The organism is Sphingomonas sp. G-3-2-10 (assembly GCF_012927115.1).
Classification (GTDB): domain Bacteria; phylum Pseudomonadota; class Alphaproteobacteria; order Sphingomonadales; family Sphingomonadaceae; genus Sphingomonas.
In genome coordinates, this window is record NZ_JABBFY010000001.1 from 2935493 (window position 1) to 2951904 (window position 16412).

General features: G+C 67.3%; 17 protein-coding genes. 7 read left to right on the top strand and 10 right to left on the bottom strand.

Annotated elements, in window-relative coordinates; translation table 11 throughout:
• The first annotated feature begins 28 nt into the window (after positions 1-28).
• Positions 29-1174: a helix-hairpin-helix domain-containing protein gene (locus tag HHL13_RS22565; protein WP_240953713.1), complete on the top strand. Its 1146-nt coding sequence runs from the start codon at positions 29-31 to the stop codon at positions 1172-1174.
• Positions 1175-1177: 3 nt separating this feature from the next.
• Here HHL13_RS22565 and HHL13_RS14775 read toward each other — a convergent pair whose 3' ends face one another.
• The 5 genes from HHL13_RS14775 to HHL13_RS14795 form a co-directional block, all read right to left on the bottom strand.
• Positions 1178-1735, bottom strand: coding sequence for an STM3941 family protein (locus HHL13_RS14775; protein ID WP_169556382.1), 558 nt, complete (start codon positions 1733-1735; stop codon positions 1178-1180).
• 37 nt (positions 1736-1772) lie between these two features.
• Positions 1773-3080 (bottom strand): hemolysin family protein, encoded by a 1308-nt coding sequence (locus tag HHL13_RS14780; RefSeq protein ID WP_169556383.1) that lies wholly within the window; start codon positions 3078-3080, stop codon positions 1773-1775.
• 78 nt (positions 3081-3158) lie between these two features.
• On the bottom strand, positions 3159-3590 hold the full coding sequence (locus tag HHL13_RS14785) for a nucleoside deaminase (RefSeq protein WP_169556987.1): 432 nt from the start codon (positions 3588-3590) through the stop codon (positions 3159-3161).
• A 52-nt stretch (positions 3591-3642) separates the two neighbouring features.
• Positions 3643-3825: a YqaE/Pmp3 family membrane protein gene (locus HHL13_RS14790; RefSeq protein WP_169556384.1), complete on the bottom strand. Its 183-nt coding sequence runs from the start codon at positions 3823-3825 to the stop codon at positions 3643-3645.
• Positions 3825-4112, bottom strand: a complete 288-nt coding sequence (locus tag HHL13_RS14795; protein ID WP_169556385.1) for a hypothetical protein — start codon at positions 4110-4112, stop codon at positions 3825-3827. Before HHL13_RS14795 ends, HHL13_RS14790 begins: the two co-directional genes overlap by 1 nt.
• A 171-nt stretch (positions 4113-4283) precedes the next feature.
• On the opposite strand from HHL13_RS14795, the gene rpmB reads away from it, so the two are divergent.
• On the top strand, positions 4284-4580 hold the full coding sequence (gene rpmB, locus HHL13_RS14800; protein WP_169556386.1) for a 50S ribosomal protein L28: 297 nt from the start codon (positions 4284-4286) through the stop codon (positions 4578-4580).
• Between the two features lie 129 nt (positions 4581-4709).
• On the opposite strand, the gene HHL13_RS14805 is transcribed toward rpmB, so the two are convergent.
• The 4 genes from HHL13_RS14805 to HHL13_RS14820 form a co-directional block, all read right to left on the bottom strand.
• The gene (locus tag HHL13_RS14805; RefSeq protein ID WP_240953714.1) at positions 4710-5684 is read right to left on the bottom strand and encodes an esterase-like activity of phytase family protein; all 975 of its coding nucleotides are present in this window, start codon (positions 5682-5684) and stop codon (positions 4710-4712) included.
• 323 nt (positions 5685-6007) lie between these two features.
• Positions 6008-6730 carry an acetoacetyl-CoA reductase gene (gene phbB, locus HHL13_RS14810; RefSeq protein WP_169556388.1) on the bottom strand — a complete coding sequence of 241 codons (723 nt, stop codon included), beginning with the start codon at positions 6728-6730 and terminating at the stop codon, positions 6008-6010.
• 34 nt (positions 6731-6764) lie between these two features.
• On the bottom strand, positions 6765-7766 hold the full coding sequence (hemH, locus tag HHL13_RS14815) for a ferrochelatase (protein WP_169556389.1): 1002 nt from the start codon (positions 7764-7766) through the stop codon (positions 6765-6767).
• The gene (locus HHL13_RS14820; protein WP_169556390.1) at positions 7763-10039 is read right to left on the bottom strand and encodes a molybdopterin cofactor-binding domain-containing protein; all 2277 of its coding nucleotides are present in this window, start codon (positions 10037-10039) and stop codon (positions 7763-7765) included. Before HHL13_RS14820 ends, hemH begins: the two co-directional genes overlap by 4 nt.
• 145 nt (positions 10040-10184) lie before the next feature.
• Here HHL13_RS14820 and lgt point away from each other — a divergent pair, with 145 nt between their 5' ends.
• From lgt to HHL13_RS14845, 5 genes are all read left to right on the top strand, one after another.
• Positions 10185-11054: a prolipoprotein diacylglyceryl transferase gene (gene lgt / locus HHL13_RS14825; protein WP_169556988.1), complete on the top strand. Its 870-nt coding sequence runs from the start codon at positions 10185-10187 to the stop codon at positions 11052-11054.
• Between the two features lie 73 nt (positions 11055-11127).
• Positions 11128-12147, top strand: coding sequence for an SAM-dependent methyltransferase (locus HHL13_RS14830; protein ID WP_169556989.1), 1020 nt, complete (start codon positions 11128-11130; stop codon positions 12145-12147).
• Positions 12144-12656 (top strand): GNAT family N-acetyltransferase, encoded by a 513-nt coding sequence (locus HHL13_RS14835; protein WP_169556391.1) that lies wholly within the window; start codon positions 12144-12146, stop codon positions 12654-12656. Before HHL13_RS14830 ends, HHL13_RS14835 begins: the two co-directional genes overlap by 4 nt.
• Positions 12653-13420, top strand: coding sequence for a peptidoglycan editing factor PgeF (gene pgeF / locus HHL13_RS14840; RefSeq protein WP_169556392.1), 768 nt, complete (start codon positions 12653-12655; stop codon positions 13418-13420). Before HHL13_RS14835 ends, pgeF begins: the two co-directional genes overlap by 4 nt.
• Positions 13421-13660: 240 nt before the next feature.
• Positions 13661-14977 carry a cystathionine gamma-synthase family protein gene (locus tag HHL13_RS14845; RefSeq protein WP_169556393.1) on the top strand — a complete coding sequence of 439 codons (1317 nt, stop codon included), beginning with the start codon at positions 13661-13663 and terminating at the stop codon, positions 14975-14977.
• 385 nt (positions 14978-15362) lie between these two features.
• Here HHL13_RS14845 and HHL13_RS14850 read toward each other — a convergent pair whose 3' ends face one another.
• Positions 15363-16412, bottom strand: a complete 1050-nt coding sequence (locus HHL13_RS14850) for an SGNH/GDSL hydrolase family protein (protein ID WP_169556394.1) — start codon at positions 16410-16412, stop codon at positions 15363-15365.

The window sequence follows — 16412 nt, forward strand, 5'->3', positions numbered from 1 at the left end:
ACTCGGGGCTTAGCGCTGGGAGGGCGCCATGATGAAATCGCTGCAATCGACCACCCCGCTGGTGCCGGGCGGTCCGGACTGGCTCACCTTGCCCTTCGCGCTGATCGGCGCGGTGGTGCTCGTCGTGCTGCTGATCCTGTGGTGGATCACGATGGCCGCCGCGCGCCGTGCCCGCATCCGCCGAGAGGAAGCCGAGAACGAAGCGGCATGGCAGCTCGAGCAGGAAGTGCCGCCGACCCGGCCAATCACCCCGCCGCCGCCGCTGGCCGCGATCCCGGTCGCCCCGCCGCTGCCCCCGCTCCCCACGCCCGAACCGCTGGCCGAAATCGTCCCCGAACCGGCCGTCGAAGCAGCGCCGGAACCCGAGCCGGTCGCGGAGATCGCCCCCGAACCGGAACCCGAGCCTGAGGCGGTTGTCGAAGCCGTCGAGCCGGTGATCGAAGCCGCGCCGGAGCCGGAAGCCCTCGCCGAAGCCGAGACGGTCGAAGAAGCGCCTGCCGCCGAACCGGAAGCGATCGAAACCGTAGCGGAGCCGGTCGTTGAACCGGAACCCGAACCCGTAGCTGAGGTCGTGGAAACGGCCGTCGAAGCCGCGCCCGAACCCGAGCCGCTGGCCGACGAACCGATCGCGGCCGCGGCGCCGTTCGACGCCAGCCCGGCCACGCTCGCCGCCGATCTGGCCGAGCCCGCTCCGGAACCCGAGCCTGTCGTCGAAACGGCGCCCCAGCCCGAGCCGGTCGCGGAAGAAGCGCCCGTCACCGAAATCGCGCCCGCGCCCGCGATCGAACCCGAACCGGTCGCCGCTCCGGTCGAGCATATCGCCACCGAGACCGCGCCCGAACTCGCCGCCGTCGAACTGCCGGCCGAGGCAGTCGCGCCGGAGCCGGAGCCGGAATTGGCACCCGAACCCGCCCCGGCACCCGTTGCCGCCAGTGGCCCGGACGATCTCACGCGCATGAAGGGCGTCGGCCCGCGCCTCGCCGAACGGCTCAACAGCGTCGGCGTGACCAGCTTTGCCCAGATCGCCGCGCTCTCGCCCGACGAAGCCGCCGCGCTCGACGCCAAGCTGGGCGACTTCCAGGGCCGCCTGTCGCGCGACCGGTGGATCGATCAGGCCGGCTATCTCGCCAGCGGCGATATCGAGGGCTTCGAAGGCACGTTCGGCAAGCTCTGACGCTTACGTAAATCCTCCCCCCTCCAGAGGAGGATTTTTGAAGGCCTGGCGGTTGAGCGCCCCAGCATTGGCTTCGAACGCAGCGACGATCTCGTCGAAGCTGCGATCGAGCCCGATCGCGCTCAGGCTGATGTCGCCAAAGCCCATCGCCTTGTTCGCGCCTGCCGTACGACCCTGCAACGTCGTCGAGGGATAGTCCGCCGGATCGCGCAGCCACAGGGTCAGCATGCGCTGGCGCTGGATTTCGCCGATCGCCGCGCGGTCGAACGCGTCCCACGGGATCGTCGTTTCCGACCAGCGCCGGTAATAAAGGCCCTCGGGACTCATCTCGATCACCGGACCGCCGCTGAAGAACTGGCGCGACCAGGCGACGCCCGCCAGCCCGAAAAAGACGATCGCCGCCCAACCGAGCCACGGCACCGGGATCAGGATTCCGAACGGCAGCCTCGCCAGATCATCGGGAAAGCGCGTCACCATCCACGCGCCGGCCGCGACGAACGCGATACTGCCCAGCATCATCGGCGCGACCCTGGCCTTCGATGTCTCCGCCACGAAATGCATCCACGTCCCCCCAACGCCATGCTTCGGAGCAGCCGCCTCAGTCGTCCGCGCGGCTCACCAGCAGCTTGTCGATCTTGCGTTCGTCCATATCGACGATCTCGAAGCGCCAGCCCTGCTCGACGAAATGTTCGCCTTCCTTGGGCAGATGCTTGAGCACCGCCAGCGCCAGACCCGCGACGGTCGCGTAATCGCGGTCCTCGTCCAGATCCATGCCCAGCCGCTCGGCAAGCCCATCGGCAGGCATCTGGCCCGAGACGAGGAACGAACCGTCCTCGCGCACGATCACGTTGGGATTCTCGCCCGGAACCTTGTCCGACGAAAGCTCGCCCGCGATCGCGGCCAGCAGGTTCGCCGGAGTCACAATGCCTTCGAAATGGCCATATTCGTCATGGACCAGCCCCATCGGCACTTCCGCGCGGCGCAGCGCACCCAGCGCGTCCATCGCATCGACCTGATCGGGCAGCACCGGCGCGGTGCGCGTCAGCTTGCGCAGATCGAGCGTCTCGCCGCGGAACAGCGCGCCGACGATGTCGCGCGCCTGGACCACGCCGATCACCGTGTCGATCGACCCTTCGCCCACCGGCAGGCGGGTGTGCGGCGTCTGGAGCAAAGCCTCGCGGATGCCGGCATCGTCGAGATTGACGTCGATCCAGTCCACATCGGTGCGCGGCGTCATCACTTCGCGCACCGGCCGATCGGCAAGGCGCACCACGCTGGAGATGATCGAGCGCTCATGCTCCTCGATCACGCCCGATCGGGTCGCTTCGGCGACGATCAGATGGAGTTCTTCCGCGGTGACGCGATTTTCCGATTCGCGGTTCAGCCCGATCAGGCGGAAGATCAGCCCGCTGCTCTTGTCGAGCAGCCACACGATCGGTGCAGTCACCTTGCTGAGCCACAGCATTGGCACAGCGACCAGCACCGCGATCGGCTCGGGCGAGCGCAGCGCGAATTGCTTGGGCACGAGTTCGCCGACGATCAGCGAGGCATAAGTGGTCAGCGCGATGACGAGGGTCAGGCCCACCGTCTCCGCCGTTTCGGCCTCCAGCCCGAGATATTCCAGCCGTGCCGCGACCGGCCCGCCAAGGCTCGATCCCGAATAGGCGCCGGCAATGATGCCGATCAGGGTGATGCCGATCTGGACGGTCGAGAGAAACTTGCCCGGATCGGACGCCAGCTCCATCGCGGTCTTCGCGCCGCCCTTGCCCGCGCGCGCCAGAGCATCGAGCCTTGCGGTGCGCGCCGACACAATGGCCAGTTCGGACATGGCGAAAACGCCGTTGAGCGCGATCAGCGCGAGGATGATCGCGACGTCGATCCAGGGAAAGGAAGGGAGAGGGTCCATCGGAGGTGCGCTCTCCATAGCGGCAACCCGCCCCGAATCACAACAACGCCCTGCGGAATTCGGCTCGAGAGGACGATTTCAGGCGCGCCGGTCCCTGAAAAAGTCACGCAGCAGCGCCGCCGCCTCGCCTTCGCCGATCCCCGGATACACCTCCGGCCGGTGATGGCAGGTCGGCTGGGAGAAGAAACGCGGTCCATGCTCCACCGCGCCGCCCTTGGGATCCGCCGCGCCATAATAGAGGCGCGAGATCCGGGCATGGGCGATCGCCCCCGCGCACATCGCGCATGGCTCCAGCGTCACCCACAGGTCGCAATCTTCCAGCCGGTCGCGGCCCAGCAGCTTAGCCGCTTCGCGAATCACCAGCATCTCGGCATGGGCGGTCGGATCGTGCAGGTCGCGCGGCGCATTGCCGGCGCTGGCGACGATCCGCCCGCGATGCACCAGCACCGCGCCGACCGGGACTTCGCCGGCATCGGCGGCGGCGCGAGCCGCGTCCAGCGCAGCGCGCATCGGTTCGGGAAGCGGGAACATGGACGGGGCTTAGCGGCCCCGCCCCGATCCGTCACGCCGGCAACAGCCGCCGTCCGTCCAGCACGGTCCACAACGCATAGACCATGCCTGGCACGAACCCGAGCACGGTCAGCCCGCAGGCGATCAGGAAGGCGCCGTCGCCGCCACGGGCGAGATACACCCCCAGCGGCGGCGCCAATGCCGCCGCCGCGATCCGGCCCGGCGACGCGTTCATTACTTCTTCTCGGCAGGCGCAGTCGAATTGGCCTGCTTCACTTCGATGGTCGGCAGGGTGACGGTCGTGTTCTTCATTTCGACCACCGGCACCTGCACCACGGTGTTCGTGGTGGTGAGGTCGATCGAGCCGGTATCGGCCTTCACCTTGGGCAGCTGGCCGCCCTTCATGTCGAAGCTGACTTGCGGCCACTGGCCCTGCTGCATCTGAATATTGAGCATTCCCAGCGACATCAGGACGACGGCGCCAAGAGCCACGAGGCCGAGAAGGACAAGAATTCCACGCATGGTTCGTTTCCCCAATTGATCCGTTTGCGTAATAACGCATCATTCACCATGCGGGTTGCGTGGGCACAAGGCTTATTCGGGGCGAATCGGTTGACGCCCCGTCCCATTCCGACTATCGGGACGCCCTTTCCGGCTCCAAATGTGTTGGGGCCAAAGCCAGGATTTACAGCGATGTCGCGCATTTGCGAGCTGACCGGCAAGGGCCGGCAGGTGGGAAACAACGTTTCGCACGCCAACAACAAGACCAAGCGTACCTTTCTGCCGAACCTGCAGAATGTGACCCTGCTGTCTGACGCGCTCGGCAAGAGCGTGAAGCTGCGCGTTTCGACCCACGGCCTGCGTTCGGTCGAGCATGTCGGCGGCCTCGACAACTGGCTGCTCAAGACCAGCGACGACGATCTCTCGCTGCGCTGCCGCCGCCTGAAGCGCGACGTGCGCAAGGCGTCGGCCGAGAAGGCCGCCGCCTAACTCCTTTCTCGCTTAACGGCGAGTAGCGGGCCCGTTCTCCAGCCGGAGAGCGGGCTTTTCGCGTTTGGCTGGTTCAGCGGAGCTGAACCGGTGGGGGAGCGGGCCGGCACCGTCTAACAAAAACCGCCGCTACTCCTTCTCCAGCCGGAACTTGAGCAGCAACGATTGCTCGAACCACATCCGGTTATCGTCCGACGCGATCCAGACGATGGTCGAATCGCCTTCCCGCACCACCGCCAGCGCTTCGAAATTGTCGTGGAGCAGCGGCGCGGCCAGCGTCGCGATCTCGCGTCCGCTCACCACCGCGCCCGCGCGAACCCATGCCGGGTCGACGATCACCAGCTTCGCGGTGAAGAATTCGGAAAAGCTCACCCGGCGATTGAGCACCAGCCAGCGGCCATCGGGCAGCTCGGCCATGTCGGTCGGATCGTATCCGGCGGGCGGCTGATAGCCGAACAGCATCGTCGCGACCTTGGGATCGGTCGGGTCCCCGGCGAACCGCACCGCCGCGCGGCCCTTCCTGCCCGGCCCCGGCGTGGTCTCGCTGATGACGATGAACGCCCCCGACCGCAGGCGCACCATCGATTCCGGACCGCCATTGTCGTTCCAGCGGCGCATCGACGCCGGCTGGGCATGGGCCTCGGCCTTGCCGTCCGGACCGAAGCGCCAGATCGCGCCATATTGCTCGAACCCCACCCAGACCCTGCCGGTCGCGGGGTCGCGAGTCATCGATTCGCTGTCGCGTTGCGCCTTGTACCAGCCGGTGCCCGGCCCGGCGGACAGCGCGCCGAACCAGACATTGCGCGGCTGCCAGTCGCTGCCGAGGCTGAACGCGACGAGATGCCCGCCATCGCTCAGCAGCGTGAAGCGATCCCCCACCAGCGTCATCGCCGAGAAGCCGCCGAACACATGCTGCGATCCGGTCAGCCTCAGTCCGCCCAGATAGGTAAGCTGCCCCACCCGCACCCGCGCGGGATCGGCGGGATCGAGCGCGACCCGATCGACCGACATCGTCGCGCCCGAGCGGAACCGCTCCAGCGGCTCCTCGCCCGAAGCCGAGAGATTGAGGAACAGCAGGAACAGGACCGAGAGCCAGACGCGCATCGCGGCGATCATAGGCGAAGTCGGGGCGCGGGACACCCACTGGAACATGAACCTCAGATAACGGCGCCGTTCAGCCAGCGATCAAGGGAACTCCGCTAGGCCAGAGGTGTTGTAGGCGTACGAGACTCCCTCGCGTTGCGTATCGAGGGTAGAGGGCCGGTCCTTCGGGACCGGCCCTCTTCGTTTCCATTTCCCTTTTGGAAAAGCCGCTCCCCGGCAGGGTCGCGACGACGGCAAAGCCGCCGTCGGAGACGGGTTGGCCGCCGGCCGTGCCCGTCGCTGCGCTTCGCGCATCGGCCCGGCCGTAGCCGCGCCTGCGCCGGTCAGTACATATGCTGTCCGCCGTTGATCGACAGCGTCGATCCGGTGACGAAGCCGCCCTCTTCCGAGCAAAGGAAGGTCACGCCGCGCGCGATCTCGCTCGCCTGGCCCAGACGGCCGACGGGGATCTTCGCGACGATCTTTTCGAGCACCTCGGCCGGCACCGCCGCCACCATGTCGGTGTCGATATAGCCCGGCGCGATCGCGTTCACGGTCACGCCCGCCTTCGCGCCCTCCTGCGCCAGCGCCTTGGTGAAGCCGTGGATGCCGGATTTGGCGGCAGCATAATTGACCTGGCCGTACTGGCCCGCCTGACCGTTGATCGAGCCGATATTGACGATGCGGCCCCACTTGCGGTTGCGCATGCCCGGGAAAGTCGCATGCGCCATGTTGAAGCAGCCGCCCAGATTGATGCGGATCACGTCTTCCCACATGTCGCGGGTCATCTTCAGGATCGTGCCGTCGCGCGTGATGCCGGCATTGTTCACGACGATGTCGATCGGCCCCAGTTCGGCCTCGACCTGCGCCACGCCTGCCTGCACCGCTTCGAAATCGCCCACGTCCCATTTGAACGAGCGGATGCCGGTGCGATCGGTGAAGGCCTTTGCCGCGTCGTCGTTGCCGCCATAATTGGCGGCGACGGTCACGCCCTTCTCCTGCAGCGCCAGGCTGATCGCCTCGCCGATGCCACGAGTACCGCCGGTTACGATCGCGACGCGCGCCATGAGCAATTCCTCTCGTTGTTCAATCGTATGAACGCTAGGGGCCCTCGATCCAGCCCGCAAGCTCCCGCCCGATAATGTTGCGCAGCATTTCCATGCCGGCGCCATCGGAATTCAGGCAGGGCAGATAAGCAAAGTCGATTCCGCCCGCGGCGAGGAAGGTCTCGCGCCCGCGGATCGCCAGTTCCTCCAGCGTCTCGAGGCAATCGGCGGAAAAGCCCGGCGCGAAGATCGCGACCTTTTTCACGCCGTCCGCCGCCAGCTTCGCCAGCGTCACGTCGGTCGCCGGCTCGAGCCACTTCGCCCGGCCGAATCGCGACTGGAAGGTCACCGTCAGCTCGCGTCCCAGCGCTTCGGACAGCAGCCGCGCGGTCTTCCGGCAATGGCAATGATAGGGATCTCCCAGTTCCAGCGTCCGCTGCGGCATGCCGTGAAAGCTGGCGACAATCGCTTCGGGCTCGAAATCGAGCGCGGCGAGCGACGCTTCCACCGACGCCTTCAGCGCGCCGATATAGGCCGGATCGTCATGATAGGGCGGCAGCGTCCGCACCGCCGGCTGCCAGCGCATCTTCGCCAGCGCCGCGAATGCCGCATCGTTCGCCGTCGCGGTCGTCGCGGCGCAATATTGCGGATAGAGCGGCGCGATCAGGATGCGTTCGCAGCCCGCCGACTTCAGCGCCGCCAGCCGGTCGCCGATCGCCGGATTGCCGTATCGCATCGCCCAATCGACGATCACCTCCGCGCCGAAGCTCAGCGCTTCGGCCTGCAAGCGGGTGATCGCGGCCAGCGGCGACCCGTCCTCGCGCCACACCAGCGAATAGGCGTGCGCCGATTTCTTCGGCCGCGTGTTCAGGATGATCCCGCGCAGGATCGGCTGCCAGGCGATCGGCGGGATCTCGACCACGCGCCGGTCGGAGAGGAATTCCGCCAGATAGCGTTTCACCGCTCCCGGCGTTGGCGCATCGGGCGTGCCGAGATTGACGAGCAGCACGCCGACCTTGCGCGTGGCCACGGGCGGATGATCTGAAGCAAGGGTCATTCGACGTCCGAAAGCAAGGGGAGCGCGCGGAAGCGGACTCCGGTCGCGGCTTGCAGCGCATTGGCGATCGCGGGCGCCACCGCCGGCACGCCCAGTTCGCCGACGCCGCCGGGATCGGCATCGCTGCGGATGATCTCCACGGTGATGTCGGGCATGTCCGCCAGCCGGGGCAGGTTGAGATCGGCGATGTCCATCACCGATGCGACATTGTCGGTGAAGCCGGTCGATCCGCCGATCGCCGCCGCCATGCCGAAGATCAGCCCGCCCTCGATCTGCTGTTCGACAAGGTCGGGGTTCACCACCCGGCCGACATCGACCACCGCGACCATCCGCTCGACCTTCACCTTGCGACCGGCACCCAGCCGCGCTTCGGCCAGCACCGCGATATGCGATCCGCGAAAGCTGTGACAGGCGATGCCCTGTCCCGATCCCTGCGCCCCGCCCTGCCAGTTGCCGAGCTGTGCCGCGAGTTGCAGGCAGCGCGCGAGGCGCGGCTGGCTGCCCAGCATCGCCATGCGGAACGTCACCGCGTCGCTCTCGGCGACATGCGCCAGCTCGTCGATGAAGCTTTCGTTGAAGAAGGCGGTGTAGCTGTGCGCATCCGATCGCCAGTGCCCGCTCGGGACGCCGATCGCCGCGGGATGATGATCCACCGCATAGTTGGGAATCGCATAGGCCGGGATCGCCCCCGCCACGGCCGACGGATCGCCCCCCGACACCGCCAGCGTCGCCGCGACCAGCGGGTCGCCGCCCAGCAGCCGTTCCGAGAGCTCGCGCCCGGCCGATGGCGCCGCGATCTTGGCCAGCCAGCCGGCCAGCGACTTGTTCGGTCCCAGCTTGCCCGCCATCCGCGCGGCGGCGGCGGGGCGGTAGCAATCGTGGCGAAAATCCTCGACCCGCGACCAGGTGAGCTGCACCGGCCGGCCGATCTGCTTGGCGATCACCGCCGCCTGCTCTGCCACGGCATGTTCCAGCTTCGCGCCGAACGATCCGCCCGCCATCATCGGATAGACGGTGACGCTGTCCTCGCTCAGCCCCGCCGCCCGCGCCGCCGCCGCGCGCGCCAGTCCCGGCGCCTGGCTCGGCAGCCACAGCGACATCCGGCCATCGGCATAGTTGGCGGTGCAGGTCATCGGCTCGATCGGCGCGTGCAGCGCCAGCCCGACGCGATATTCCGCCGATACCAGCCGCGCGCCCTTGAACTGCGCGGCGAGATCGCCCGTCTCGGCGATGCGCTTGCCTTCGCCGTCCAGCGCCGCGGTGAGCGCATCGGCGATCGTATCGTCGTTGACGACATCGCCCGGCACCTGGAACCGCGGCTTCATCGCATCGATCGCGCGGTCCGCCGCCCACCAATTGTCGGCCACCGCGGCGACCCAGCGCTCGGTCTTCACCACCGCGCGCATCCCCAGCACCTTGTTGGCGGCCGCCTCGTCGATCTTCGCCAGCCCCGCCGTGCCCACCGGCCCCTGCCGGATCGAAGCGAAGACCATATTCTCCAGCCGCACGTCCCCGGCGAAGTTGACGCTGCCGTCCACCTTGGACGGCGCGTCGAGCCGGGGCACCTTCTGGCCATAGAGGCGGTTCGCCTCGCCCCCCCGCATCGGCAACGGGTTCGGCACATCCTCGCTCGCCGCCGCCGCCGCGATCTCGCCGAAGCGCAGTTTCTGGTTGCCGTGGATCACTTCGCCATTGGCGGTGCCGCACGCCTGCCAGTCGACGCCCCATTGCCGCGCCGCCGCCTTGCACAGCATCGCCCGCGCCGCCGCCCCGGCCTTGCGCAGCGTCTCCTCGAAATTGCGGATCGACGAGGAACCGCCGGTCAGCACCAGCGCCGATCGCGTCGCATGGGTCCGCTGCAGCGATTCCGAAAGCCCGCCCAGCGCCGCTTCGAACAAGGTCGCCGCGCCCAGCGCATTGGCATAGAGCGGATTGAGTGGCGCGGCCTCGACGCCCACCGCGCTCCACGCTGCTCCTAACTCGTCGGCCACGATCTGCGGAAACGCCGTGAACACGCCCTGCCCCAGCTCGGCCTGCGGCACCGCGACAGTGATGTGCCCGTCGGTCCCGATCTTGAGCCAGGCGCCGAACAGGGTCTCGCCCGAATCGGCGGTAAGGTTGGGCAGATAGGTGCGCGGCCATACCGCCCATGCGAGCAGCAGGCCCACGCCCGCGCCGCCGCCGATCAGCAGCGACCGCCGGCTCAACCCTTCGTTCAGGAGCTTGCTCGCCCTGTTCTGCTTCGCCGGGTTCTGATCGCGCGTATCGGCCATCGCCGCTGCTCTATCGCGCCCCGCTCGCCCGCGCCAGCCGCACCATTCGCGTATTATATCAATAACACACTTGGGTTTATCCCACCGCCGCTCTAATGAGGGCGCGAACACCACACCGGGGGACCGAGTGACCTTGCAGCTTTCCATGCTTTCCGCCGCCGCGGAGCATATCCAGTTCGCCGACCTGCATCTCAGCAAGGTCGCGCTCAACCTCGGCTTCTTCGAGATCAAATGGTATTCGCTGGCCTATATCGCCGGTATTCTGGTCGGCTGGTGGTATCTCCTCCGCCTGCTGGCCCAGCCGGGCGCGCCCATGTCGCGCCGCCATGCCGACGATCTCGTCTTCTACGCCACGCTGGGAATCATCATCGGCGGGCGCCTGGGCTATGTGCTGTTCTACGATATCGGGATGCTGGCCTATCCGCTTCAGGTGCTGAAGCTGTGGGACGGCGGCATGTCGCTGCACGGCGGCGTGATCGGTACGACCATCGCGATCCTGTGGCTGTGCCGGCGCAACGGGCTGAGCTGGCTGCGCGTCCATGACTATGTCGCGGTCGTCGCGCCGTTCGGCCTGTTCTTCGGGCGTCTGGCGAACTTCGTGAACGGTGAATTGTGGGGCAAGCCGGGCGACGTGCCCTGGGCGATCGTGTTCCAGAACACCGTCCCCTCGGGCATGATCGAACCCGCGCGCCATCCCAGCCAGCTCTACGAAGCGGGCCTCGAAGGGCTGGTCCTGTTCGCGATCCTGTGGGTCCTCTTCTGGAAGACCAAGGCGCGCTACGAGCCGGGCAAGCTCGTCGGCACCTTCCTGCTCGGCTATGGCAGCTTCCGCTTCTTCGTCGAATTCTTCCGCGAGCCGGATTCGCAGTTCGCCGGCACCTTCCTCGCGACCACGATCCATATGGGCCAGCTTTTGTGCCTGCCGATGATCGCGGGCGGCATCTACCTGATCGCCACCGCGAAAAAGCGCCGCGAGCGGGTCGAGCCGATCGCGGGATCGGAGAGCGTGGCCTGAGGTGAGCAACCCGCTCGACGCCAACCCGGAGGAGCGCGGCGCCAACGCCGCCGAACCGCTGCTCGCCGAACGCATGGCCCGCGCGATCACCCTCGCCGGACCGATTCCGCTGTCGCAATATATGGGCGCGGCCAACGCCCATTATTATGCGACGCGCGATCCGCTGGGCGAGCGCGGCGATTTCACCACCGCGCCCGAGATCAGCCAGATGTTCGGCGAGCTGATCGGCCTGTGGCTGGCGGACATGTGGGACCGCGCCGGGCGTCCCGCGGCGCGCTATGTCGAATTCGGTCCCGGCCGCGGCACGCTGGCCGCCGATGCGCTGCGGGCGATGGCGAAGGCGGGGCTCGAGCCCCCGGTCAATTTCGTCGAGACCAGCCCGGTGCTGCGCGCCTCGCAGGCCGAGCGCGTACCCCATGCCGAATGGAGCCTCGACCTGATCGGGGTCGAGGAAGACATGCCTTTGCTCGTCGTCGCCAACGAATTTTTCGACGCGCTGCCGATCCGCCAGCTGGTCAAAACCGACATGGGCTGGCGCGAGCGGCTGGTCGCCTGTCAGGACACGCTGTTCCTGCCGATCGTCGGCGATCGCGGCTTCGATCAAATCATCCCGCAGCATCTGCGCGACGCCGAGTTCGGTTCGATCCTCGAAACCTCGCCGCCGACCGTCGCAATCCTCCGCGCGCTGGCGAAGCGGCTGCTCGAACAGGGCGGCGCTGCGCTGATCATCGACTATGGCTATGAAGGCCCGGCGATCGGCGACACGTTGCAGGCGGTGCGCGGCCATGAATATGTCAATCCGTTCGACCAGCCGGGCGAAGCCGATCTGACCGCCCATGTCGATTTCGCGACGCTGAAGGAAGCCGCCGAGGTCGAGGGGCTGGTGGTACACGGCCCGGTCACCCAGGGCGCATTCCTCAAGGCGCTGGGCATCGACGCCCGCGCCGACAGCCTGTCGCGCGCGCATCCCGATCGCGCGCCCAGCATCGCGCTCGATCGCGAGCGGCTGGTCGATGACGAGCAGATGGGCGAGCTGTTCAAGGTGATCGCGCTCACCGCGCCCGGCTGGCCGGCGCCGGAGGGGTTCCGGTGACTGGCCCAACGACCCGGGACGCCACCGCCGCCGACCTGCCCGCGATCGACGCGCTGTTCCGCGAGAGCTTCGTCGCGACCTTCGGCCATCTCTACAAGCCCGAGGATCTCGCGGCGTTCCTCGCCGACTTCACGCTGGCCGCCTGGACGCGCGAATTCGAGTCCGCCGATCATCGCTTCCGCGTCGCCGAGGATGCCGGCGGCATGATCGGCTACGCCAAGATCGGCGACCTGACCTTGCCCGCTCAGACCGAAGCGAAGACCGTCGAGCTACGCCAGCTCTATCTGACCGAACGCGCGAAGGGCGGCGGCGTGGCGCAGTCGCTGATGGCCTGGGTGATCGACACCGCGCGCGAACGCGGCGCGGACGAGCTGTGGCTCTCGGTCTATGTCGACAATCACCGCGCCCGGCGATTCTACGAACGCTATGGGTTCGAAACGCAGGGCATCTACGCCTTCAAGGTCGGCAATCACCTCGACGAGGATCATCTGATGCGGCTCGAGCTGTGAGCGAATCCGTCACCCTCGTCCGCGCAAAGGCGCTCGATGGCGTCGCCCACGGCTTTCTCGGGCGTACCGGCGGCGTCTCGACCGGCATCCATGCCAGCCTGAACGTCGGCACCGGATCGGCCGACGATCCGGCGACCATCGCCGAAAATCGCCGCCGCGCGACCGATGCGGTGCTGCCCGGCGCGCGCCTCGCCACCGTCTATCAGGTCCACTCGCCCGACGGCGTGGCGGTGATCGAGCCCTATGAGGATCGCCTGCGCCCCCATGCCGATGCGCTGGTCACCGACCGGCCCGGCCTCGCGCTCGGCATCCTCACCGCGGATTGCGCGCCGGTGCTGTTCGCGGACCGCGAAGCGCAGGTCGTCGGCGCGGCCCATGCCGGGTGGAAGGGCGCGATCGGCGGGGTCACCGACACGACGATCTCGCTGATGGAGAGCCTCGGCGCGCAACGCGACCGGATCGTCGCCGCGATCGGCCCGTGCATCGCCCGCGCCAGCTACGAAGTCGACGACGCGTTCCTGCGCCGCTTCGCCGAAGCCGATCCGGAGAATGAGCGTTTCTTCGCGGACGGCAAGCCCGGCCATTACCAGTTCGACCTCGAAGCCTATGTCGCCCACCGCCTCGCCGCGGCCGGAATCCGCAAGGTCGAGGCGCTGGGCGAGGACACTTATTCGCAGGAAGCGCGCTTCTACAGCTACCGCCGCGCCACGCATCGCGCCGAACCCGATTACGGGCGGCAGATCTCGATCATCGGGATCGGCTAAAGCTCTCACCTCACCCCAGCAACCCAACCCGTCACCCCGGACTTGTTCCGGGGTCCACCTACCCTCGCGCGCCGGACTCGAGCCTCTTGCGCTGCGCTCGCCTAGCGTGGCCCCCGGAACAAGTCCGGGGTGACGGTGTATATGGGGCAGCCTTCCGCGCCGTCCCCATCAAAATGGTAACATCTGAGACATTCCTCCCCCGCCCCGCTTCGGCTAGAGGGGTTCCAAGGAGACTTTAGAATGACCGACGAAACCGAAGCCGATCTGACCGGCGCCACCCCGCGCCGCCGCGCCAAGGCGCCCGTGGAAAAGGTCGGCGGGCGCAAGCTGCGCCCAGCCACGATGATGATGGGTCACGGCTATGACCCGATGCTCTCGGAAGGCTCGCTGAAGCCGCCGATCTTCCTCACCTCGACCTTCGTCTTCCCCAATGCCGCCGCGGGCAAGCGCCATTTCGAAGGCGTCACGGGCAAGCGTCCGGGCGGTGCCGACGGCCTCGTCTATTCGCGCTTCAACGGCCCGAATCAGGAAATCCTGGAGGATCGCCTCGCCGTGTGGGAAGAGGCCGAGGATGCGCTGGCCTTCTCGTCGGGCATGTCGGCGATCGCCACCCTGTTCCTCTCGATGGTCAAGCCGGGCGACACGATCGTCCATTCGGGGCCGCTCTATGCCGCGACCGAGACGCTGATCGCGCGCATCCTCGGCCGCTTCGGCGTCCACTGGCTCGACTTCCCGGCGGGCGCGACCCGCGAGGAAATCGACGCGGTGCTGAGCAAGGCCGCGACCGGAAACGTCGCGCTGATCTATCTCGAAAGCCCGGCCAACCCGACCAATGCGCTGGTGGATGTCGAAGCCGTCGCTGCCAGCCGCGACGCGATCTTCACGGGCGCGAACAAGCCGCCGATCGCGATCGACAACACCTTCCTCGGCCCGATCTGGGCACAGCCGCTCAAGCAGGGTGCGGACATCGTCGTCTATTCGCTGACCAAATATGCCGGCGGGCACAGCGATCTGGTGGCGGGCGGCGTGCTGGGCTCGAAGGAACACATCAACACCATCCGGCTGATGCGCAACACGATCGGCACGATCTGCGACCCCAACACCGCATGGATGCTGCTGCGCAGCCTCGAAACCCTCGAACTGCGCATGAGCCGCGCCGGCGAGAATGCGGCCAAGGTCTGCGCGTTCCTGAAGGACCATCCGAAGGTCGAGAAGGTCGGCTATCTTGGCTTCCTCGAAGGCGGCGACGATGCGCGCCAGGCGGATATCTATCGCCGCCACTGCATCGGCGCGGGATCGACCTTCTCGCTCTATCTCAAGGGCGGCGAAACAGAAGCCTTCGCCTTCCTCGACGCGCTGAAGATCGCCAAGCTCGCCGTGTCGCTCGGCGGCACCGAGACGCTCGCGTCGCATCCGGCGGGCATGACGCACCTTTCGGTGCCCGAAGCGCGCAAGAAGGCGCTGGGCATCACCGACAATCTCGTCCGCATCTCGATCGGCGTCGAGGATGCCGACGATCTGGTCGCCGATTTCGAGGAAGCGCTGAGAGCGGTCTGAAGCCTCAGGCTGTATCGGCATTCAGCGTTGCAATGAAAAATCCCCCGCGCGGGGGGAGGGGCCTGGCCCGGGCGGCAACGCGCGTGGCGTTCCCATTCCGTCAGCCTTCGGCCGCCACCTCCCGCTTCGGGGAAAGTGGCGGCCGAATGTCGATACAGGTCAGATCCTGTCTAACCGGCCGGAGATGGCCGGTCGCGGCTTGCAATGTAGGATTTCGGCTGCTTGGCTGGAGAGGCCGGGGGGACGCCCCGCCGCTCTTTGACTCGTCGGAAAATCTCATTTTTTGGGGGAAACCGGTTTTTCGCGATATTGGTGTCAACCGTGTCAACCAGCACGGTTCCAAGCGATTGTTTTTGAACGATTCACAGCTTCCGCCCGATCCGGCCTAGTCCCACAAACCGGGCATCCTGCCGATCGCGCCTTCGAGCAGATCGGCAAGGCTGCGCTGATCCTTCAGCGAGGGGTGCCAGTTGCATCCGGTCAACTCCATCGCCGGCGTCGTGACCGTGACAACCGGGCGCGCCATGCTGCCATTCAGCGCCGCCGCCACCGCGCGCGTATCGGCGTCGAACGACGGCCCGCCGATCAGCACGAAACGCGCCTGAGGCTGTTTCGCTGCCAGTTCCCTGACGAACCCGGCATAGCGCGTCCGCCATGCCGTCCGCAGTGCGGCTTCGTCGGCCCAGGCCTCGCCCGCCTTCACCGGCGTCGAGAAGTCGTTGGTGCCGAGATAGATGACGATCAGCTGCGGCTTCCACCCGTCATTAGCCAGCGGCACGGCCTCGCCCGGCACCGCGCGCCAGTAGATGGAGGGCAGGCTTTCGCCCGGCATATTGCCCGCATAATTGCGCACCACGCCGAAGCCCGACCATGCGATGACGCGGTAATCGGCGTCGAGCCGCTTCGCGAGCAGCGGGCCATAGGCCTGTTGCGTGTCGGTGGTCACATGCACCCGCGCGCCGTCGCAGTCGCGGGTCGGCGAAGTGTTGCCATAGCCGACCGAGTGCGAATCGCCGATAAACTCGATCCGCTTCGCCCGCGCGGGCGGCGGGGACAGTGCTTGCCCCTCCGCAGTGAAGAAGCCGAGGAAGCGGATTTCGCCCGGCTGGCTCTCGGTCAGCCTCTCGAGCCGCACGAGATGTTCGCCCGGCGTCAGTTCGTCGATGATCAACTGTCCGGAGAAGGGCCGTGCAATCCGCGACCGCTCGACCCCGTCGATCAGCACGCGCACCGTCTCACGGCGAGTCTCGACGCCGACATTTACCGACGTGCCGCTGAACCGCGCCTCGTAATAGACACCGGGCCAGCCCGAGCGCAGCGCGCCATCGGCATCGCGCACCGAACGCCCGCCTTCGTGCACCGCCAGCGGCCGGCCGGTATCGGCGCACGCCATCGTGACCAGCGCCAGCGCCGCAATCGCCCAGATCCGCTTCAT

Coding starts and splice junctions, on each gene's coding strand:
- HHL13_RS22565 (WP_240953713.1), top strand. CDS start 29: ATGATGAAATCGCTGCAATCGACCACCCCGCTGGTGCCGGGCGGTCCG.
- HHL13_RS14775 (WP_169556382.1), bottom strand. CDS start 1,735: ATGCATTTCGTGGCGGAGACATCGAAGGCCAGGGTCGCGCCGATGATG.
- HHL13_RS14780 (WP_169556383.1), bottom strand. CDS start 3,080: ATGGACCCTCTCCCTTCCTTTCCCTGGATCGACGTCGCGATCATCCTC.
- HHL13_RS14785 (WP_169556987.1), bottom strand. CDS start 3,590: ATGCGCGCTGCGCTGGACGCGGCTCGCGCCGCCGCCGATGCCGGCGAA.
- HHL13_RS14790 (WP_169556384.1), bottom strand. CDS start 3,825: ATGAACGCGTCGCCGGGCCGGATCGCGGCGGCGGCATTGGCGCCGCCG.
- HHL13_RS14795 (WP_169556385.1), bottom strand. CDS start 4,112: ATGCGTGGAATTCTTGTCCTTCTCGGCCTCGTGGCTCTTGGCGCCGTC.
- rpmB (WP_169556386.1), top strand. CDS start 4,284: ATGTCGCGCATTTGCGAGCTGACCGGCAAGGGCCGGCAGGTGGGAAAC.
- HHL13_RS14805 (WP_240953714.1), bottom strand. CDS start 5,684: ATGCGCGTCTGGCTCTCGGTCCTGTTCCTGCTGTTCCTCAATCTCTCG.
- phbB (WP_169556388.1), bottom strand. CDS start 6,730: ATGGCGCGCGTCGCGATCGTAACCGGCGGTACTCGTGGCATCGGCGAG.
- hemH (WP_169556389.1), bottom strand. CDS start 7,766: ATGACCCTTGCTTCAGATCATCCGCCCGTGGCCACGCGCAAGGTCGGC.
- HHL13_RS14820 (WP_169556390.1), bottom strand. CDS start 10,039: ATGGCCGATACGCGCGATCAGAACCCGGCGAAGCAGAACAGGGCGAGC.
- lgt (WP_169556988.1), top strand. CDS start 10,185: ATGCTTTCCGCCGCCGCGGAGCATATCCAGTTCGCCGACCTGCATCTC.
- HHL13_RS14830 (WP_169556989.1), top strand. CDS start 11,128: ATGGCCCGCGCGATCACCCTCGCCGGACCGATTCCGCTGTCGCAATAT.
- HHL13_RS14845 (WP_169556393.1), top strand. CDS start 13,661: ATGACCGACGAAACCGAAGCCGATCTGACCGGCGCCACCCCGCGCCGC.
- HHL13_RS14850 (WP_169556394.1), bottom strand. CDS start 16,412: ATGAAGCGGATCTGGGCGATTGCGGCGCTGGCGCTGGTCACGATGGCG.